This is a genomic window from Pseudomonas sp. (genome assembly GCF_050739775.1).
Lineage (GTDB): Bacteria > Pseudomonadota > Gammaproteobacteria > Pseudomonadales > Pseudomonadaceae > Aquipseudomonas.
Genome location: NZ_JBOICA010000024.1, coordinates 69405 through 88878, shown reverse-complemented (window position 1 = coordinate 88878; position 19474 = coordinate 69405). Strand labels below are relative to the sequence as shown.

Annotated in this window: 15 protein-coding genes; 5 read left to right on the top strand and 10 right to left on the bottom strand. The window is 62.6% G+C overall.

Annotated features, from left to right (window positions below):
* Positions 1-213 precede the first annotated feature (213 nt).
* From ACRESH_RS14470 to ACRESH_RS14450, 5 genes are all read left to right on the top strand, one after another.
* Complete coding sequence (locus ACRESH_RS14470; RefSeq protein WP_431742640.1) at positions 214-1260, top strand: WD40/YVTN/BNR-like repeat-containing protein; 1047 nt, start codon at positions 214-216, stop codon at positions 1258-1260.
* 20 nt (positions 1261-1280) lie between these two features.
* Positions 1281-3662, top strand: a complete 2382-nt coding sequence (locus ACRESH_RS14465; protein ID WP_431742646.1) for an efflux RND transporter permease subunit — start codon at positions 1281-1283, stop codon at positions 3660-3662.
* A gap of 122 nt (positions 3663-3784) precedes the next feature.
* Positions 3785-4075: a DUF5629 family protein gene (locus ACRESH_RS14460; protein ID WP_431742639.1), complete on the top strand. Its 291-nt coding sequence runs from the start codon at positions 3785-3787 to the stop codon at positions 4073-4075.
* Entirely contained in the window at positions 4041-5180 is a 1140-nt protein-coding gene (locus ACRESH_RS14455) for a lactonase family protein (protein WP_431742638.1), read from the top strand. Before ACRESH_RS14460 ends, ACRESH_RS14455 begins: the two co-directional genes overlap by 35 nt.
* Before the next feature lie 121 nt (positions 5181-5301).
* Complete coding sequence (locus tag ACRESH_RS14450) at positions 5302-5481, top strand: hypothetical protein (RefSeq protein WP_431742645.1); 180 nt, start codon at positions 5302-5304, stop codon at positions 5479-5481.
* A gap of 165 nt (positions 5482-5646) precedes the next feature.
* Here the strand turns inward: ACRESH_RS14450 and ACRESH_RS14445 are convergent, their stop codons facing one another.
* The 10 genes from ACRESH_RS14445 to ACRESH_RS14400 form a co-directional block, all read right to left on the bottom strand.
* Positions 5647-6240, bottom strand: a complete 594-nt coding sequence (locus ACRESH_RS14445) for a glutathione S-transferase (protein WP_431742637.1) — start codon at positions 6238-6240, stop codon at positions 5647-5649.
* A complete protein-coding gene (locus ACRESH_RS14440; protein ID WP_431742636.1) occupies positions 6237-9884 on the bottom strand; it encodes an AAA family ATPase in 3648 nt (1215 codons plus the stop codon). Before ACRESH_RS14440 ends, ACRESH_RS14445 begins: the two co-directional genes overlap by 4 nt.
* Positions 9881-11122 carry an exonuclease SbcCD subunit D C-terminal domain-containing protein gene (locus ACRESH_RS14435; protein WP_431742635.1) on the bottom strand — a complete coding sequence of 414 codons (1242 nt, stop codon included), beginning with the start codon at positions 11120-11122 and terminating at the stop codon, positions 9881-9883. The genes ACRESH_RS14440 and ACRESH_RS14435 overlap by 4 nt, the downstream gene beginning before the upstream one ends.
* A gap of 51 nt (positions 11123-11173) precedes the next feature.
* Entirely contained in the window at positions 11174-12802 is a 1629-nt protein-coding gene (locus ACRESH_RS14430) for a BatD family protein (protein WP_431742634.1), read from the bottom strand.
* Positions 12799-14517, bottom strand: a complete 1719-nt coding sequence (locus tag ACRESH_RS14425) for a tetratricopeptide repeat protein (protein ID WP_431742633.1) — start codon at positions 14515-14517, stop codon at positions 12799-12801. The genes ACRESH_RS14430 and ACRESH_RS14425 overlap by 4 nt, the downstream gene beginning before the upstream one ends.
* Positions 14514-15590, bottom strand: coding sequence for a vWA domain-containing protein (locus tag ACRESH_RS14420; RefSeq protein WP_431742632.1), 1077 nt, complete (start codon positions 15588-15590; stop codon positions 14514-14516). The genes ACRESH_RS14425 and ACRESH_RS14420 overlap by 4 nt, the downstream gene beginning before the upstream one ends.
* A complete protein-coding gene (locus tag ACRESH_RS14415) occupies positions 15583-16077 on the bottom strand; it encodes a DUF4381 domain-containing protein (RefSeq protein ID WP_431742631.1) in 495 nt (164 codons plus the stop codon). Before ACRESH_RS14415 ends, ACRESH_RS14420 begins: the two co-directional genes overlap by 8 nt.
* Entirely contained in the window at positions 16074-17018 is a 945-nt protein-coding gene (locus ACRESH_RS14410; protein ID WP_431742630.1) for a DUF58 domain-containing protein, read from the bottom strand. Before ACRESH_RS14410 ends, ACRESH_RS14415 begins: the two co-directional genes overlap by 4 nt.
* A gap of 4 nt (positions 17019-17022) precedes the next feature.
* The gene (locus ACRESH_RS14405; RefSeq protein WP_431742629.1) at positions 17023-17982 is read right to left on the bottom strand and encodes an AAA family ATPase; all 960 of its coding nucleotides are present in this window, start codon (positions 17980-17982) and stop codon (positions 17023-17025) included.
* A 158-nt stretch (positions 17983-18140) separates the two neighbouring features.
* Complete coding sequence (locus ACRESH_RS14400; protein ID WP_431742628.1) at positions 18141-19469, bottom strand: MFS transporter; 1329 nt, start codon at positions 19467-19469, stop codon at positions 18141-18143.
* Between the last annotated feature and the right edge of the window lie 5 nt (positions 19470-19474).

Sequence of the window (19474 nt, the reverse complement as noted above, 5' to 3'; positions counted from 1 at the left end):
GCCGGCGATGGACCGCGCAGCGGTCCCCTTCGCCAGCAAGGCCGGCTCCTACAGGCGATTCCCCTGCTTAACAAAAGATAACGTCCCGTTCGTTGTCAGCCTTTCACAAACCCCGATAGGATGGCTCTCAGCTTTTGCGGGGCTCTGGAACACGGTTTTTGGCAGTACCTGCAAATAGATTGACCCAAATAACAATAATCGGGGGACAGATCTATGACCGAGCCGTACATGGCAGGTACCGGTGGCGCAGCGCATGCGCGCCCATGGGCATTGGCCGCCAGCGCAGCGCTGGTGCTGGCAATGGGGCTGTTGGCCAACACGGTCGAGGCGGCAGCGTCCGAGGCGCCGGTCTACTCCACCGAATCGGCCAATGCCGAAAAGAGCCTGTTGCTGGACGTGACCCGCGCAGGCAATCGCCTGATCGCCGTTGGCGATCGTGGCCATATCCTGTTCTCCGATGACCAGGGCAAGTCCTGGACCCAATCCAAGGTGCCGACCCGGCAACTCCTGACTGCGGTGTATTTTGTCGATGACAAGCACGGCTGGGCTGTCGGCCATGATGCGCAGATTCTCGCCAGTGCTGACGGCGGCGTGACCTGGACCAAGCAATTCGAAGACCTGCAACGCGAAGCCCCGCTGCTGGATGTCTGGTTCAAGGACGCCGAGCACGGCTTTGCCGTGGGCGCCTACGGTGCGTTGCTGGAAACCACCGACGGCGGTAAGCAGTGGGCCGATGTCGCCGATCGTCTGGACAACGAAGACCAGTTCCACCTCAACGGCATCGCGGCTGTGAAAGACGCCGGCCTGTTCATCGTCGGCGAACAGGGCAGCATGTTCCGTTCCAGCGACGACGGCCAGACCTGGCAGAAGCTCGAAGGTCCCTACCAGGGTTCGCTGTTCGGCGTGATCGGCACGGCCCAGCCACGCACACTGTTGGCCTATGGTTTGCGCGGCAACCTCTACCGCTCCACGGATTTCGGCGACAGTTGGCAGCAGATCGAATTGAAAGCTGCCCGCGGTGCCCTCGAATTTGGCCTGGCAAGCGCTACGCTTCTCGATGATGGCAACCTGGTGTTGGTCGGCAACGGCGGCAGCGTCCTGCGCAGTAACGACGACGGCCAGACCTTCAGCGTTTACAACCGCCCGGATCGTATTGCCCTGGCAAGCGTCAGCGGCAAGAACGGCGGCGGCCTGGTGCTGGTCGGCCAGGGCGGTGTACACCTGGCCACAGCCCAGGGCGCCGAAGGAGTGCAGCCATGACCCAGCAGGAGCCGTTCAACATGAATCAGCAGCAACACCATCAGGACAAGGCGACGCTGCTCGAACGCCTGATCTTCAACAACCGCCCGGTGGTGATCCTCATCTGCCTGTTGGTCAGTGTGTTCCTGTTCTGGCAGGCCACGCAGATCCGTCCTTCGACCAGCTTCGAGAAAATGATTCCGCTTGAGCACCCCTTCATCGAGAAGATGCTTGAGCACCGCAACGACCTGGCCAACCTCGGCAATACCGTGCGCATATCGGTGGAAGCCACCGATGGCGATATCTTCAGCAAGGACTACATGGAGACCTTGCGCCAGATTCACGACGAGGTCTTCTACATTTCCGGTGTCGACCGTTCCGGCCTCAAGTCGCTGTGGAGCCCGAGCGTACGCTGGACTGAGGTCACCGAAGAGGGCTTCGCCGGCGGTGAAGTCATCCCCAACACCTACAACGGCTCGGCCGACAGCCTCGATCAGCTGCGCAACAACGTGCTCAAGTCCGGGCAGGTCGGACGCCTGGTGGGCAACAACTTCAAGTCGAGCATTATTGACGTGCCGCTGCTGGAGTCCTACCCGGATCCGCAGGATCAGAGCAAGCTGATCAAACTTGACTACCAGCAGTTCTCCCATCAGCTGGAGGAGAAGATTCGCGAAAAGTTCCAGGCCCAGAACCCCCATGTGAAGGTGCACATCGTTGGCTTTGCCAAGAAAGTCGGTGACCTGATCGATGGCCTGGTCATGGTGGCGATGTTCTTCGCTATCGCCTTGGTGATCACCTGGATCCTGCTGTACTGGTTCACGTGGTGCATCCGCAGCACCATTGCTGTGCTGATCACCACCCTGGTGGCGGTGGTCTGGCAACTGGGGCTGATGCATGCGGTGGGCTTCGGGCTTGATCCGTATTCGATGCTGGTTCCGTTCCTGATCTTCGCCATCGGTATTTCCCATGGGGTGCAGAAGATCAACGGTATCGCCCTGCAATCGAGCGACGCCGATAATGCCCTGACCGCTGCCCGGCGTACCTTCCGCCAATTGTTCCTGCCGGGGATGATTGCGATTCTGGCTGACGCCGTGGGCTTCATCACCTTGCTGATCATCGACATTGGCGTGATCCGCGAACTGGCTATCGGCGCTTCCATCGGCGTGGCGGTGATCGTGTTCACCAACCTGATCCTGCTGCCGGTGGCGATTTCCTATGTCGGTATCAGCAAGAAGGCGATCGAGCGCAGCAAGAAGGACGCGACCCGCGAGCATCCGTTCTGGCGCTTGCTGTCCAACTTCGCCAGCGCCAAAGTCGCGCCGGTGTCCATCGTCCTGGCCCTGCTGGCCTTCGGTGGTGGTCTCTGGTACAGCCAGAACCTGAAGATCGGCGACCTCGACCAGGGCGCGCCGGAATTACGTCCGGATTCGCGCTACAACAACGACAACAGCTTCATCATCAATAACTACTCGACCAGCTCCGATGTGCTGGTGGTGATGGTCAAGACCCCGACCGAGGGTTGCTCGATCTACTCGACCATGGCGCCGATTGACGAGTTGATGTGGAAGATGGAGAACACCCCGGGCGTGCAGTCGGCGATTTCCCTGGTCACTGTGTCCAAACAGATGATCAAGGGCATGAACGAAGGCAACCTGAAATGGGAAAGCCTGTCGCGTAACCCGGACGTGCTCAACAGTTCCATCTCCCGCGCCGACGGTCTGTACAACGCCGACTGCTCCCTGGCGCCGGTGCTGGTGTTCCTCAACGACCACAAGGCCGAGACCCTGGACCGTGCGGTCAAGGCGGTGCAGGAGTTCGCCGACACCCACAACAAGGAAGGCCTGGAATTCCTCCTGGCGGCCGGTAACGCCGGTATCGAAGCGGCCACCAACGAGGTGATCAAGTCAGCCGAGCTGACCATCCTGATCCTGGTGTACATCTGTGTGGCGGTGATGTGCATGATCACCTTCCGCTCCTTTGCCGCGACCTTGTGTATTGTTCTGCCGCTGGTACTGACGTCGGTGCTGGGTAACGCGCTGATGGCCTTCATGGGCATCGGCGTCAAGGTGGCGACCTTGCCGGTGGTGGCGTTGGGTGTCGGCATCGGTGTGGACTACGGCATCTACATCTACAGTCGCCTGGAAAGCTTCCTGCGTGCCGGGTTGCCGCTGCAGGAGGCCTACTACCAGACGCTCAAGTCCACCGGCAAGGCGGTGCTGTTCACCGGCCTGTGCCTGGCTATCGGTGTGTGCACCTGGATCTTCTCGGCGATCAAGTTCCAGGCCGACATGGGCCTGATGCTGACTTTCATGCTGCTGTGGAACATGTTCGGTGCACTGTGGCTGCTGCCAGCGCTGGCGCGATTCCTGATCAATCCGGAGAAAATGGCGGGCAAGGCGGGGGGGTCGATTTTCGCCCATTGATGTAGATCGCGGGGCAAGTCAAGTCGTCGCACCGCCGCTCCCACAGGTCGCCTCTGTGGGAGCGGGCTTGCCCCGCGATGCTTTCAGGTATCATGCATTTTTTACCTGACGATAGCCGCTAAATGACAACCCTTGCCCACGTCCTGCAGTCCTGCGACATGCTCTTGATCGACGGCCTGCACGCCTTTGACTTCACCTTCGACGAAACCGGTCTGCATATCGAATGCATGGACGGCCGCGCCCTGAAAAAGTGCTCCTTCACCCCTGAGCAAATCGCCGCCGCCCGTGCAGAAGGCGAAGAATGGCTGATTGCTGCCGATACCGCCGAGCATCGACTAGTCTGTATGAGTGCCTTTAGCGCCCGGGAAGAGGATGACGATGAAACGCCAGCTGACGACCCTGCTGATCGCTAGTGCCATGAGTGTGTGTGCCACCGCCCACGGCGCGCAGCTGCTGGTGGGCAGTTACACCGAGGGCGCCAGCGAAGGGCTCTACCGTTACGCGTTCAACAGTGACAGCGGCCAGATCGACGCCAAGCCGTTGCAGGTACTCAAGAGCGAAAACCCCTCCTGGCTGACCCTTTCAGTCGACAATCGCCTGCTTTTTGCGGTCAACGAGAACGGCGCGGGCAAGGGCCAGGCCAGCAGTTTTTCCATCAGCGCCAAAGACGGCACCTTAAAACCTCTGAATCAGGTCAGCAGCGCCGGCGATGAGCCGACCCATGCCAGCCTCAGCCATGACCAGCGCTACCTGTTCGTGGCCAACTACGGTGTACAGCCGACCCCTGGCGGCAGCCTCAGCGTGCTGCCGGTGGCCAAGGACGGCAAATTGGCGGCCTCGGTGCAGCAGGACCAGTACAAGGCCAGCGGTGCCAACCCGCAGCGCCAGGCCGGGCCGCATGTGCACTCGGTGGTGTCCTCGGCTGATGGGCATTACGTGTTTGCCAGCGACCTGGGCGCCGACAAGGTGTTTATTTACCGCTATGACGGCGCCAGTCCAAAACATCCGCTGAGTCCGGCCGACCCGGCGGCTATCGACCTGCCGCCGGGTAGCGGGCCGCGTCATCTGCTGTTCAGCAGCGATGGCAAGCAGGCCTACCTGACCTTGGAGATGAGCGCGCAAGTGGTGGCTTTCGAGCACCAGGACGGCAAGCTGGTGGAGCTTCAGCGCCTGCCGCTGACCGAGCAGAACGACGCCTCGGCCAAGGCCGCAGGTGCCTTGCACTTGTCGGCAGACGGGCGTTTTCTGTATGTCAGCAACCGCGGTACGGCCAACGAGTTATTGGTCTTCGCTGTGGATGAAGACAGCGGCAAGTTGATGCAGGTGCAACGGCGCAGCGTCGAGGGTGACCATCCCCGCGAGTTCACCATCGACCCTTCTGGCAAGTTCCTTCTGGTGGCCAACCAGAAGAGCAACGAGATCGTGGTGATTCGTCGCGACCCGCGTAGCGGCATGCTCGGTGAAACGCTGCAGAAGCTGCCTCAGGACGCGCCGTCGGACCTCAAGTTCATCGACTGACTATCAACAGCCTTGATAATGGCTACTGCTGCAATGAATTTCTGTGCGCCGCGCCAGCGGCGTAAGTTTGGACTACGGCCTGCAACGGCCACTTCAAACCACAGACTTCGAGGTCAGCGCCATGAACTTCAATCTCTTTCCGGTCATCGCCGCTTCTGCCATTTCTGCTTCGGTTGTCCTGCCTGCTCATGCTCAGGTTGAAATCAGCGAGCGTAAATCCTCCACCCTCAGCTACACCCAGAAATACCTGCAACAAAGTGCCAACTTCTATGCCGCGCTGGACCACAAGTCGCAGCACTGAGGCGTGTAAATATTCTGGTAATAGCATATCGCCACGTGATTAAATTTGACGCTAAATTTTTGACTCTTCTCCTCAGGGGATAAAGACATGAAGTGGCGAATCCTAGCGGTGTTGCTGTTCCTCTATTCTTCGCCGATTCTGGCATTGTAATCGCGGGTGTAGGCGTCAGCGCGCCATGATCGCCTTGAACAACGCCGACTCCAGCCAACCCTGCAACCACGCCCGCAGGTGCGGGTAGGGCGCGCTGGCGAACCAGTCCGGTTCGACTGCAGAAAACTGGCGCATCAACGGCAGCAAGGCGGCATCGGCCAGGCTAGGGTGGTCGGCGAACAGGTACGGACGCTGTGCCAGTAGCGTTTCGAGTTCCGCCAGCCAGGCTTGCGCCTGCTGGCGATAGTACTCGCGTGAGTGCTCCGGGTAGCGCTCGGCGTATTTATACAGGTTGACCTGAACCTTGAACTCCCGGTCATTACGCGTGATCAGCGCATCGGCCGCCTGTGCTGCCTGGGGATCGGCGCGTAACAGCCAGTCTTGCGGATCATGCCGGGCCAGGGCCCAACGCATGATATCCAGGCTTTCATCGAGCACCTGCTCACCGGCACTCAATACCGGCACCGTGCCTTTGGGCGAAAGCTCGAGCAATTCGGCCGGCTTGGCCTTGAGGCTGACTTCACGGATTTCTACCGGGCATTCGCTATAACGCAGGACCAGACGCGCACGCATGGCCCAGGGGCAACGACGGAACGAGTAGAGAATCATCCGCTGACCTCCAGCGTACTCAAACCGTTACCCTGGCGGCGTACCTGGATCTGTACCGGGATGCGCTCGTGCATTTCCTGCACATGGGAAATCACTGCGACCTTGCGGCCCTGGGCCTGAAGGCCATCAAGGGCATCCATGGCCAGTTGCAGCGATTCCGGATCAAGGCTGCCGAAGCCTTCGTCGATAAACAGCGATTCGATGCGCAGGGTGCTCGAAGCCATTGACGCCAGGCCCAAGGCCAAGGCCAGGGATACCAGGAAGGTTTCGCCACCGGACAACGAGTGCACCGAACGTAGTTCGTCGCCCATCTCGGTATCCAGCACTAGCAGGCCAAGCAGGCTGCCGCCGCGCTTGAGCCGATAGCGCCGGGCTAGCTGGCGCAACTGGGCGTTGGCGTGATGCACCAGTAAATCGAGGTTGTAGCCTTGGGCGATTTTGCGGAAGGTGTCACCGGTGGCCGAGCCGATCAGGGTGTTGAGCCGGGCCCAGCGTTGCCATTCACTGTAGGCCTGGGCAATTCGTTCGGCCAAGGCCTGGTTGGCTTGTTGGCGACGCTGGTCGTCAGCTTGTTCGGCACGCAGCTCGGCGCAGGCCTGTTCGCTGGCGGACAGTTGTCCCTGCAGGCTTTGCAGGGCTTGTTCCAGGGCCTCGGCGGGTAGCTCCAGTGTGGCTAGGGCCTGATGCTGCTCCAGGCGCTGTTGCCGTTCCTTGAGCAGAATGTGCGCTTGCTCCAGGGCTTTCTCGCTGTCCAGCAAGCGCTGACGCAGCTGGCTGACAGCGTTGTCATCCAGGGCCAGCAACTGTTCCAGACCGCTGTCGTCCAACTGCGGATGGTGCTGGCGCCATTGCTCGATCTGACTGCGCACCTCGGCGTGTTCTTGTTCCAGCGCACTCAAACGCTCGCCCTTGGCCTTGAGTTCGGCGGCCAGTTCGATCAGCTGTGCCTGGGTTTGTTGTAGCTGTTGGCCCGCTTGGGTCTCTTGCTGGCGGGCTTGCTCTACAGCCTGCTCCAGGTACTGCTGCCACTGCTCGGCGCTGGGTTGTTCACCGAGCAGAGCAGTGAGGCTGGCTTGGCTCTGGTGCTGTTGGCGCTCGAGCTCGGCGAATTGCTCTTGAAGTTCCTTCTGCTTTTGCATCCGTGCCTGTTGCTGGAGTTGAGCTTTGTCCAGGGCTTGCTGGCGCTCGTTGTGTTCGTGCTGCTCATCCTTGTGCCGTTGCAGCAGGTCCAGGCGCATGGCCAGTTGCTGATCCAGGCGCAGGAAAGCGGCGGCCGGCTCACGGCGCAGTTCATCGAGGGTGTCGGCGGGTAGCAGTGTGGCGAAGCTGGCCAGCTCCTGCTCCAGACGCTCCTGGTCAGCGCCAAGGGCTTGCTGCTGTTGCTGCAGGTGCTGATTGGCCTGCTGGCTGGCTTCGCTCGCGGCCTGCAGTTGCTGTTGCAGGCGGGCGGCGTCTTTCTGCAGGGTCAGCAGGGTGTTCTGGCGTTGTTCGTCGCGGTTGATGTCATCGTTCAGGCGGCGTGACTGCAGCTCCAGCCAGGCCGCGCGCTGGCTGACTTCCTGGTCGGACAACGCCGGGTACAGCGTATGTGCCTGCAGGCTGGGCGCCAGGCCTTGCAGTTGCTCAGCGAGTTGCTCCTGCTGGTGCAGGTATTCCTTGATCTGACCGTTGACGCCACCCAGTTGCGTGCGCAGTTCGTCCAGTTGCTTCTTCAGCCCATCGACCGTTTGCTGGGCGTTGCGTTCTTCGTCCTGATCATGCCGACCCAGGCTCTGCAGCAGGGCTTCAGGCTGATGGTAGGGGTGCTCCTGACTGCCACATACCGGGCAGGGCTGGTCATCCTCAAGCTGTGCGCGCAATTCTTCCACACTCTGGCTGCGGGCCAGGCGCTGACGTTCGAGCAGTTGCCGGGTGACATTGAGCGCCTGTTCGGCAGCGGTCAGCTGGTTCTTGCCGTTGAGGCCTTCGCTGATCAGTTGTTCACGCTGCTTGAGGGCGGTCTGCTGGCGCTCGCGCAGGGCGTTAAGGCGTTGTTCCAGTTCCTGTTGCTGACTCCACAGGCGGTTGAGTTCCTCCATCTGGCGTTGCTGCTGGCGATTCTTCTGCAGCAGCTCGCCGAGCAGGCCGATCTGCTCAGCCAGGGCTTCGGGGTCGGCCTGGGCTTCGTGGTAGAGCAGGGCGATGGCGGCGCGCTGTTCGTTCAGGGCGATGCTTGCCTGATCGACACGGGATTGCAAGCTTGGTAGTTCGGCACGGCCCTGATTAAGCCGGTTGCCCAATTGCATCATCTGTTGCAGGCGACCACGGTAGGCATTCCAGGCTTCGCTCAGGCTTGCCAGGGATGCACTCTGGGCCAGATTCTCGCTGATCTGGCCGAGGCGTTCTGCGCTCAGCCGCTGTTGCTCTGTGAGGTTGAGCAGCTGTTGTTGGCCTTCGCTGCAGGCTTGCTCTGCCTGCTGTTTGAACGTCTGGCAGTTGCCTAGCTCCTGTGACAGGCGGGCCAGGGTGTTCTGCTCGGCAAAGGCCTGGCGCAGCAAGGGTGTGCTTTCGCTTTGTCGGGCCAGGGCCTGGCTCAGCGCCTGCCGGGCGTTGTGCTGTTGGTTGTGCAACTGTTGTTGGCGCGTTTGCAGTTCGCCGTGCTGTTGACGCAAGGTGCTGATGCTGGCGGCCAAAGGTGAGAGCTGGCTGCTCAATGCCTGCTGACGGGCGAACTGATGGCGTTGCGGGGCCAATTGTTCCAGGCGTACCAGGTTCAGGCGCTCGCCCTGCAGGCTGTCGCTGTGTTGCTGGGCGCTGTGCAGTTGTTCGTTGCTGCTATGCACCTGGCCTTGCAGTTGCTGCAGTTCGGTCAGCCAGGCGCGTTGCAGTTCGAGCTGGCGCAGTTGCGCCTGTTCGCCCTTGAGCTGCTCCAGGGCTTGGTCGTAGCGTTGGTCGAGATCGGCGCGGGCCTCGGCTGTCATCGGCATGACGCCAGCGGCCTGCTCCTCAAGAGCCTTATGAGCTTCTTCGGCCTCTTTGCTCTTGCTGTAGGCGCGACGTCCCAACTGGCTGTAGATCGCCGTGTTGGTGAGCTTTTCCAGTAGCTCGCTGCGGTCCTTGTCATCGGCCTTGAGAAAGGCGCTGAACTCACTCTGGGCCAGCATCACGGCGCGGGTGAACTGTTCGAAGTTCAGGCCCAGGCGTGCTTCGATCAGTTGCTTGTATTCGCCTTTGCTCTGGTTGCTCAGCAGTCGCTCGCTGTCCAGGTCGTGCAGGCTCTGGCGGCTGCCTTGCAGCTTGCCGTTGGCCTTGTCGCGGGCGCGGTTGGCCTCCCAGCGCGCGCGGTAGCGGCGGCCATCGATACCGACGAAATCGACTTCGGCAAAGCCGCTGCCGGTGCCGCGACGCAGCAGGGTACGCGGGTCGCTGGTGAGGATGTCACTGTCGACTTCCGGCAGCTTGGTTTCGCGGCCGATATTACTCAGCCGCGGCACCGCCCCGAACAGCGCCAGGCACAGGGCATCGAGCAGCGTACTCTTGCCAGCGCCGGTAGGGCCGGTGATAGCGAACAAGCCTGCGCTGGCCAGGGGCTCGGCGGTGAAGTCGATTTCGAACGGGCCCGCCAGGGATGCCAGGTTCTTCAGGCGGATGGCGAGAATCTTCATGGCTGTTCCTCTTGTTGCTGAACGTCCTGCAACAACAGGGCGAAGTCGGCCAGGGTCTGTTCGTCCACGGCGTTGCCATAGGCCTGGGCCCAGGCGCGGCTGAACAGTTCCTGCGGGGTCAGCTGGCCCAGCTCCACCAGGGCGGTGTCATCCAGCTCCTCACTTTCCCGGCTGCCAGCGTACTCGGCGCCGATGCGCACCAGGCGTACGGCTTTGCCGTGCAGGGTGCTTTCCAGTTGCTGGCGCAGGTCCGGCTGCGGCTCGTCCAGGCGTACGCGCACCTCCAGCCACGGTTGGCGCTGCGGGTCATCAAGCAGGTCAACCACCGGCAAGTCGGCCAGTTGCTCAAGTATCTCCGCCAGTGGTGCCGGGCCCAGGCGTTGCAGGTGAACGGCGCGGGGTATCAGGCGCGATTCGACACTGGCCAGTTGGCTGCCATCGAGTTCGATTTCGAGAATCTGATGCTGATAGCCGATTTCGGAGAACGACAGCGGAATCGGCGAGCCGCTGTAGCGGATGCGCTCTTCGCGGTTGACCCGCTGCGGTTTGTGCAGGTGACCCAGGGCCACGTAGCTGATGTCCTTGCTGAACAGGCTGGCGGGCAGGGCTTCGGCATTGCCGATGATCAGGCTGCGTTCGGAATCCTCCGAGACCGAACCGCCGGCCATGTGCGCGTGACTGATGGCGATCAGTGCCTGGCCTGGCTTGCGCCGCTCAAGCGCGGCCTCGATCAGGCGCTCGTGTACCTGGCCGATACCGCGCAGGTAGTCGTCGCCCAGGTGCGCGCCGGTAACTTCGGCCGGACGCAGGAAGGGTAGAGCCAGGCACCATGCGGCGATCTTGCCGCGCGCGTTGGTCAGTGGAATCAGCAGGCGATCGCTGTCCAGGACACCGTCCTCGAGCCATTGCACCCGGCCCAGGGCGTGGGTGCGCAGACGTCGCATCAACGGTGCCGGCAGTTCGATGCGTGAGCCTGAATCGTGGTTGCCGGCGATCATCACGATGTTCAGTTTCGGCTGTTGCTCGTGGGCCTGGACAATAAAGTCGTAGAGACGCTCCTGGGCTTTGACCGGTGGGTTGACCGTGTCGAAGATGTCGCCGGCAATCAGCAGCGCATCAGGTTGGCGCAGCTTGAGCTGGCCGAGCAGCCAGTCAAGGAAACAGGCGTGTTCGAAGTCGCGTTCCTGGCCGTGCAGGGTTTGTCCCAGATGCCAGTCGGAGGTGTGAAACAGACGCATGAAGGGTTCCGCAGATTACCGGCGCAACGCGTTGGACGTCACGCCTTGGGGTTATTTGGGGTACAACGGCGGCAGGCTGCCGTTTTCGCTCACCGTCGGCTGGGTCTGTTCAGCCGTCGGGATGGTGCCGATGGCACGCCAGAGTTCATCACCCTGCCAATACTGCCCGCTTTCGCTATAGAGGGCACCGTTGAGACCATCCAGGGCGTCGGAAAGCGGCACAAAACGGGCGGCCATTTCGGCCAGGGTTTCCGGTTGTTGTCGGGCCCAGGCATCCAGCGCCTGGCGGGTGGCCTGCGGGTCGTTAGCCTGGCACGCGCGCTTGAGGTCGTCCAGCAGGGTACGTGGGCTTGGCCCGGCCTGGGCGGTGCGCAACACCGCCGGTTGTGAACGGGCGCGCCACCACAGGGCAAAGCCGAGTAGGGTGGTCAGGGCCAGCACAAAGGAGCTCAGCTGCCAGGGCCAAAGCGGGCGCGTGGTGACACTGACCGGATCGATATTGGCCGGCTTGTCGGCGCTCAGGGCCGGGTTGTCCTGAATCTGCAGGCTGCGCGCCGGCAGGCTGCTGTGCTCCAGGTGGTCTTCACGGGTGTTCCACCAGAACACTTCCTGAGCCGGCAGTTCCAGGTTGCCGCTGTGGGTCGGGACCAGGGCTTCACGCTCTTCGCGGATGCCGAGCAACCCCCGGTCGTTGACCTGGTTGCGCAGTTGCGGCTGGTCCGGGTAGCGGCGCAGGCCGGTCACTTCCGTGGCGGGCAAGGGTGGCAGCTGGGCACTGGACAGACCCTCGGCTTGCACCGTTACGGTACGGGTCAGGGAGTCGCCGATCTGGGTCTGTTGCTGGGCAGGATCGGGGCTCCAGTGCTCCTCCAGGCTCAGGTTGCTGGTCGGCAGCCAAGGCGCATTGGCCGGGTAGTCGGCGGGGATCGGGTTGACCGTCAGCACCAGCGGTGTGGAGTTGACCTGTACCTGCTTGCCGGCCCTGGGCGCATTGAGCTCCTGCTCGGCATCATGCTGGGCAGCTGTGGCGCTGAATACCAGGGTCGGGATGTTGAGGTCGCCGCTTTGCTGCGGGTAGATCGCGTAGCGCATTTCGATCACGCCGTGGCGCACGCCGTCGATCAACTTCTCGAAGGTACGTGACTCACCCAGCGGCTCGACCTTGGCGTTGTCGATGTGCAGCGGGCTCAAGCTGCTGTCGTCGTACAGCGGCACCGAGTGATAGATGCTCAGGGTCAGCACCGCCTGGGCCTGTACATAGACCTCGGGTTGATCGAGGTTGGCATCGATGAACACCGGACCGTGATTCTCGTTGCTGGCTTCCTGGGTCAGTATTTGCAAGCTGATAGGTTCGCTACGCAACTCGCCCATTTGCAGGGCCGGAATTTCCACGCTGCCGCTCTGGCGTGGCAGCAGGGTGATGATCCAGCGGGTGCCGGCGGCACCCTGGTCGTCCAGGCTGTTCAGGTTGTTGACCTGACGGGTGCCACGCACTTCGAAGTTGGCGTCCAGGGGGCTCAGGTCCGGTTTGCCGAACTGGGTCACATCCTGGGTCTGCAAGGTCAGCTCAAGGGTTTCGCCGGCGTTCAGACGCGCGCGATCGACGCTGGCGAGCAGCGCCGCAGCGTGCACCTGCAGGCTGAGAAAGAGGCCGAGTACAAAGACGCAGGCGCGACTCATCGATGGGGTTCCTGATGTTGTTGCTGTTCGTACCAGAATTTACGCCGCAGCAGTTCGGCCGGGTTGTCCGGGATCTGCCGCAGCCATTGTTCCAGGGCCTGGCGCTGTTCGGCATCCAGGGTGCTGTCTTGCGGGCGCTGGGGTGGCCGGGTGGTTTCTTCATTATCGCTGTTGTTGGCCAGATTCTGTGCCTGTTCGCTGGCGTTGCTTTCGTCCTTGTTGGTGTCGCTGGGCTGTTGCGCGGGCTGTTCGCTGGCCGGGTCCTGGTTGTTCTGGGCGCTGCTGTTAGTGTCGGATTGGGCGTTGGGGTCGCTTTGCTGGTTTTGCTCGGGCGGTTGCTCGGGCTGTTCGGCCTGACGTTGTTGCAGCAACTGTTCGATCAGGGCCTTGTTGCTCAAGGCTGGCTGCAATTCCGGCTGACGCTCCAGGGCCTGCTCATAGGCATCCAGCGCGGCTTCAAGTTCCCCACTGCGGGCCAGGGCGTTACCGCGATTGTAGTGATCCGCGGCGCTGTTGCCCTGAGCGAACAGACGTGCGGCAGCGTCGTAGTCACCCGCCTCATAGAGGGCAAGGCCTTTCCATTGGCGGTCCTGGAAGTGCTCGGCGGCTTCATTCGGCCGCTGTTGCTCGAGCAGTCGCTGGCCTTGCTGGTCGGGACGTAGCCACAGGTCGTTGAACTCGAAGGCGTGGCTTGGTTGTGGCAATACCAGCAACAGCGGCAGGCAGAACAGCCAGCCGCGGCGACCGGCGCAGGCGGCCAACAGCAGCAGTGGCAACAGCAGCCAGTAACCCTGGTCGGCCCAGCTGTCCAACTGCAGCGTCTGACCATCGTCGCGCAGGCTTTTCGGGTTTTCGAACAGGCGCAGACCGCGCAGGTCGAGGTCGTCGATGCGGGCGTTGCGGTAGCGCCCACCGGTGCTGCTGATAAATGCCTTGAGGCTGGCGCTGTCCAGACGCGGCATCAGGATGCCACCCTGGTCGTCCTTGAGGAATTCACCATTGGCTTGCTTGACGGGAGCGCCTTCAGCGGAACCGATACCCAGCATCAGTAGGCTCGGCCCCTGGCGCCCCAGAGCCTGCTTGCTAGCTTCGCGTTCCTGGGGGCTCAAGGATGAGCCCACCAACAGCAAGCGACCCTGGCCCAGGCCGGCCTGGGCCAGCAGGGCCAGGCCCTTGCGCACGGCGAGGTCAGCACGCTGGCCGGCCTGGGGCATGATCGACGGGTCGAGGGCTTCAAGCAGGTTGCGGCTGGTCGCCAGGTCGTCCGACAGCGGTACCAGGGTGTGGGCACTGCCGGCGTAGACGATGATTGCGGTCTGGCTGTCGCGGCGATGTTCGAGCAGGTCGAGAATCTTGCGCCGAGCCTGTTCCAGGCGAGTAGGTGCGACATCCTCGGCGAGCATCTGCGGGGTTAGCTCGAGCAGGATTACCAGCGGGTCGGCCGGACGCTGGCGGGTTTCTTCCAGGCGTTGCCAACTGGGGCCGATCAGGGCCAGTACGGTGAGCAGCCAGGCCAGGCCCAGGGCAATCCATGGCAGTTTGCTGTCGCGGCCACTACCACCGCCCAGGAGCACGGCATGGAAGCTGGGAGGCAGGATCATCTGCCAGCGTCCGGCGCGTTTCTGCCGGTGCCAGAGCTTCCATAGCAACCAGGCGAGCAGGGGCAAAATAATCAGCCAGGCCGGGCGTAGCCATTGCGGCCATAGAGCCATCATCGGCGTCTCCTCAGGCGCAGGCGCTTGAGCCGCTCACGCCATTGCGGATGCGGGGACAGAAAGCTCGGCCGACGCAACAGGCGTTGCAAGCGGTTGTCCGGCCATTGTTGGTGTATCACCAGCAACACGCTGAGCAGCAAGGCCAACGCTAGCGGCCAGCTGTACAAGGCCTGGGCCGTACGTGCCTGGGTCGGTTGCTGGGCCACAGGCTCCAGGCGGTCCAGAGCATCGTCGATGTCCAGTAGTTCCTCGCCGTCACGGGCACGGAAATAGGTGCCGCCGGTCAGCTCGGCGATTTCCTTGAGCGAGGCTTCGTCCAGATCCAGGCTCGGGTTGATTCCGAGCAAACCGGCGGTGCCGGTTTCTTCCGGATCGGCACCGATGCCGATGGTGTAGATCCGCACGCTTTCCTGGGCGGCCAGACGGGCGGCGGTCAGTGGGTGGATCTGCCCGCCGTTGTTGGCGCCGTCGGTGACCAGCACCAGCACCCGACTCTGCGCCGGGCGCTGACGCAAGCGCTTGAGCGCAAGACCAATGGCATCGCCGATGGCGGTGTTCTTGCCGGCGATGCCGATCTGCGCTTCGTCGAGAAAGGTGCGCACGGTGCGTCGGTCGAAGGTCAGGGGCGCTTGCAGGTAGGCCTGGCTACCGAACAGGATCAGGCCGACGCGGTCGCCCTGGCGTGCTTCAAGGAAGTCGCCGAGCAGGGCCTTGACCAGGGTCAGGCGACTGACTTCTTCGTCCTGCCAGTGCATATCGGGAAAGTCCATGGAGCCGGAGACATCCACCGCCACCAGCAGGTCGCGGCCGCTGGCCGACACCGGCACCGGCTCGCCCAGCCATTGGGGACGGGCGGCGGCGAACAGCAGCAACAGCCAGACCAGGACAAAGGGTGCCTGCTGGCGCCAGGTTGGCAGGTTCAGGCGTGCGCGACGTCCGGCCAGGCCTTCGAGCTCATCGAGGAAGCTGATTTTGAGTACCGGTTCGCCACTATCGGCGCCAGGCAGCAGCAAGCGCGCCAGCCAAGGCAGCGGCAAGAGCACGAAAACCCACGGCCAGGCGAGCTCAAACATGTTTGCGGATCCAGGTCTCGACCGCCTGATTGAGCCCGGCGATGGCCTTGTCATCGAGCTTGCATTCGGGCTTGTAGGTACCTTCGACCAGGACCATCCAACGGGTCAGTCCGGCGGCCGGGCAGCGGTTGTCGAGAAACGCCAGCCACTGACGGCCATTGAGGGTATGGCTGTGGCTGTCGGGGTAGTGATTGCGGCACAAGCGTTTGAGCAGGGCGTTGATCTGCTGCAACCACGCACCGGCCGGTTGACCATCATAGGGTTTGGGCAGGCGCGCCAGTTCCGCCAGGGCTTCGATGCGGATCGGGTCCAGCGGCAGTTCAGCGCGCACGATCGGTTTTTTGCCCGGGCGCCAGTGACGCAGGCGCCACAACCCCCAACCCAGCAACGGCAGCAAGGCCAGCAATGACCACCAGCCCGGGGCCAGTGGCCACCAGCTAACCGGCGGCGGGGCGATCAGTGGCTGCAGTTGTTCCAGCAGGTTCACTGGCCTTTCCCCGGTCGTTGTGCGTTGAGGTACTCGCGCAGTTGTTCAATCATTTCGCTTTGGGTGCTCAAGGGCATCAGCACCACCCGCAGCTTTTGTGCCAGCAGTTCCCAGCGCTCGATACGCGCTTCGCTCTGTTGACGGTAGCTGCGGCGCAGGGTCGGGTCGAGGGTATCGAGTTCCAGTTGCGCGCCGTGCTGGGCAAAGCGCAGCAGGCCGGCGGCGGGCAGAGCATGGTCGAGCGGGTCGGACAGCGGCAGCAGGAGCAGGTCGCAGTGGCATGACAGCAGGCTCAGTTGCTGTTCTACCGCCGGGCTCAAGGCGCGCTCGTCGCAGATGATGATGGCCAGGCTGCCAGGGCGCAGTACTTCACGGGCGCGGCGCAGGGCAAGTCCCAGGCTATCGGCATGGGGCTTGGCTTCGGTATGCAGCGACTGGTTGACCCAGGCCAGGCGGTTGAGCAATTGCAGCAGGCTCTGCTTGCTGCGCCGTGGTTTGATTTCGTAGTGCTCGTTGTCGCCGAACACCAGGCCGCCGATGCGGTCGTTGTGGCCCAGGGCGGCCCAGCCAATCAGTGCCGCAGCCTGGGCCGCGAGTACCGATTTGAACATCAGTCCCGAGCCGAAGAACAGGCGCTGGCTCTGTTCGACGAGAATGTAGATCGGCCGCTCACGCTCCTCATGGAAGAGTTTGGTATGCGGCTCCTGGGTGCGTGCAGTCACCCGCCAATCAATGTTGCGCACATCGTCGCCGGCCTGGTAGACCCGCACCTGGTCGAAGTCGACCCCGCGGCCGCGCAGTTTCGAATGGTGCAGGCCCACCAGCGGGCTGCGCTGGCCGGGGCGGGAGAACAGCTGCACTTCGCGCACGCGATGACGCATCTCGATCAGCTCGGCGAGGCTGATACGGATTCCGGGCGCGGCCAGCAGGCGGTCGGCCATGGCGTCAGGCGACGGCGACGAGGTCGAGGACGCGCTGGATTACCCGGTCCTGATCGATCCCGGCGGCCTCGGCCTCGAAGGAAAGAATGATGCGGTGGCGCAGCACGTCGAACAGCACCGCCTGAATGTCTTCGGGGCTGACGAAGTCGCGCCCGGCCAGCCAGGCGTGGGCGCGTGCGCAACGGTCCAGGGCGATGGAGCCACGGGGGCTGGCGCCATAGGCGATCCAGTCGGCCAGTTCCAGGTCGAATTTGGCCGGGGTGCGGGTGGCCATGACCAACTGCACCAGGTACTCCTCCACTGCATCGGCCATGTACAGGCCGAGGATCTCCTTGCGTGCGGCGAAAATCGCCTGTTGGCTGACCCGGCGCTCGGGCTTGGCTTCGCCATTGAGTGCTTCGCCGCGGGCCTGCAGGAGAATCCGGCGCTCGACGGAAGCGTCCGGGAAGCCGATTTTCACGTGCATGAGGAAGCGGTCGAGCTGGGCTTCGGGCAACGGGTAGGTGCCTTCCTGCTCGATCGGGTTCTGCGTGGCCATTACCAGGAACAACGGCGACAGCTCGTAGGTGCTGCGCCCGACGCTGACCTGGCGTTCGGCCATGGCTTCGAGCAGGGCCGACTGGACCTTGGCCGGGGCCCGGTTGATTTCGTCGGCCAGCACCAGGTTGTGGAAGATCGGCCCTTGCTGGAACACGAAGCTGCCGGTTTCCGGACGGTAGATTTCGGTGCCGGTGATATCGGCCGGGAGCAGGTCGGGGGTGAACTGGATACGATGGAACTCGGCTTCAACGCCTTCGGCCAGTTCCTTGATGGCCTTGGTCTTGGCCAGGCCGGGGGCGCCTTCGACCAGCATGTGGCCGTCGGCCAGGAGCACGATGAGCAAGCGCTCGACGAGTTTTTCCTGGCCAAGGATCTGGGTGGAAAGAAAGGTGCGCAGCGCGATCAGCGCCTCACGGTGTTCCATCGTTGAAGGTTCCTGGACAAAAGCCCGGGCGTACCGCGTAAAAGCGCCCGGGCGGGGGCTGATACTTTAAAGCATCCGGGGCCCTGGCGACTAACGGCGTCAGGTAATTTTGCGCAAATCCCCGGCATGCCGGACCCGTGAGAGTGGATTCAGGGTCGTCAGTTCTTGAAGGTGGAGTGTTTGCGCCCTTGGTCACAGAGGGCAAACACCACCACCAGCACGCCCGCCACCGCCAGGATCACCGCCACACCATCGGTGGAATGGGTCGCTGAGCTGGCTACCAGGGCCAGGCCACCCAAAGGCGCCAGGCCGCCGGCTACGGCGGTACCGATTTCACGGCCGGTACCGAAACCCGAGGAGCGGGTCTGGGTCGGGAACTGGCGGCTGAGGAACGAGCCTTGAGGGGCGAACATCATCGGTGCGAGGATGCCGGTACCGATGGCGATCGCCAGGTAGATCATCATCGGTTCGCCGGTATTGAGCAGGGCCAGGAACGGATAGGCGAACAGGACCGAGAAAACCCCGCCGAATATCAGCACGGTCTTGCTGCTCCACTTGTCGCACAGCCAGCCGAAGCACGGTACGGCAATAATCGCCACCAGACTGGCAATGGTCACCGACAGCGAAGTGACATGGGCTTCAACACCTTTGTACTGGGTCAGGTAGGCCAGGGAGAAGGTCTTGAAGATGTAGCTCAGGGCGTTGTAGCCGATGGCGACGAAGAACACTACCGCCAGGCCCTTGAGGTCGTTTTTGAACAGCAGCTTGAGCGGTGACACTTGCGCTTTGCTTGGGGGCTTGTCCAGCGCTTTGAAGTCCGGGGTTTCCGGGATGCTTCTGCGCACCCACAGGCCGACGGCGACCAGCACGATGCTGCAGATGAACGGGATGCGCCAGCCTCCGGAGAGCAGGAACTCGTTGCCGTTCATGGTCAACAGGTACACAGTCAGCGACGACAGCAACAAGCCCAGGTTCAGTCCCAGTGCCGGCCAGGCACCCTGGCTGCCGCGCTTGCCTTCGCTGGCGTGTTCATAGGAGGTGACCGCTGCGGCGGAGAGTTCGGCACCGGCCCCCAGCCCCTGAATGACGCGGACCAGGACGAGGATGATCGGCGCCCAGATGCCAATCGAGGCATAGCTGGGGATCAGGCCGATCAGGGTGGTGCACACTCCCATCAGGCAGAAGGTGATGACCAGCACCTGCTTGCGCCCGAAGCGGTCGCCCAGGTAGCCGAACAGAATGCCGCCGAAGGGCCGGGCGATAAAGCCGATGGCAAAGGTGGAAAAGGCCAGCAGCGAGGCCACGGCTGGATTGCTGGGGTCGAAGAAGACCTTCGAGAAGACAATCGCCGCCATGGTGGCGTACAGGTAGAAGTCATACCACTCCAGCATCGAGCCGAAGATGGTGGCAGCAGCGACCTTGCGCAGGCGCTTTTTCTTCTGTTCCGGGGTTTCTGTCGCGGCCGCAGCCGCCTCATGTACCGACATCGGAG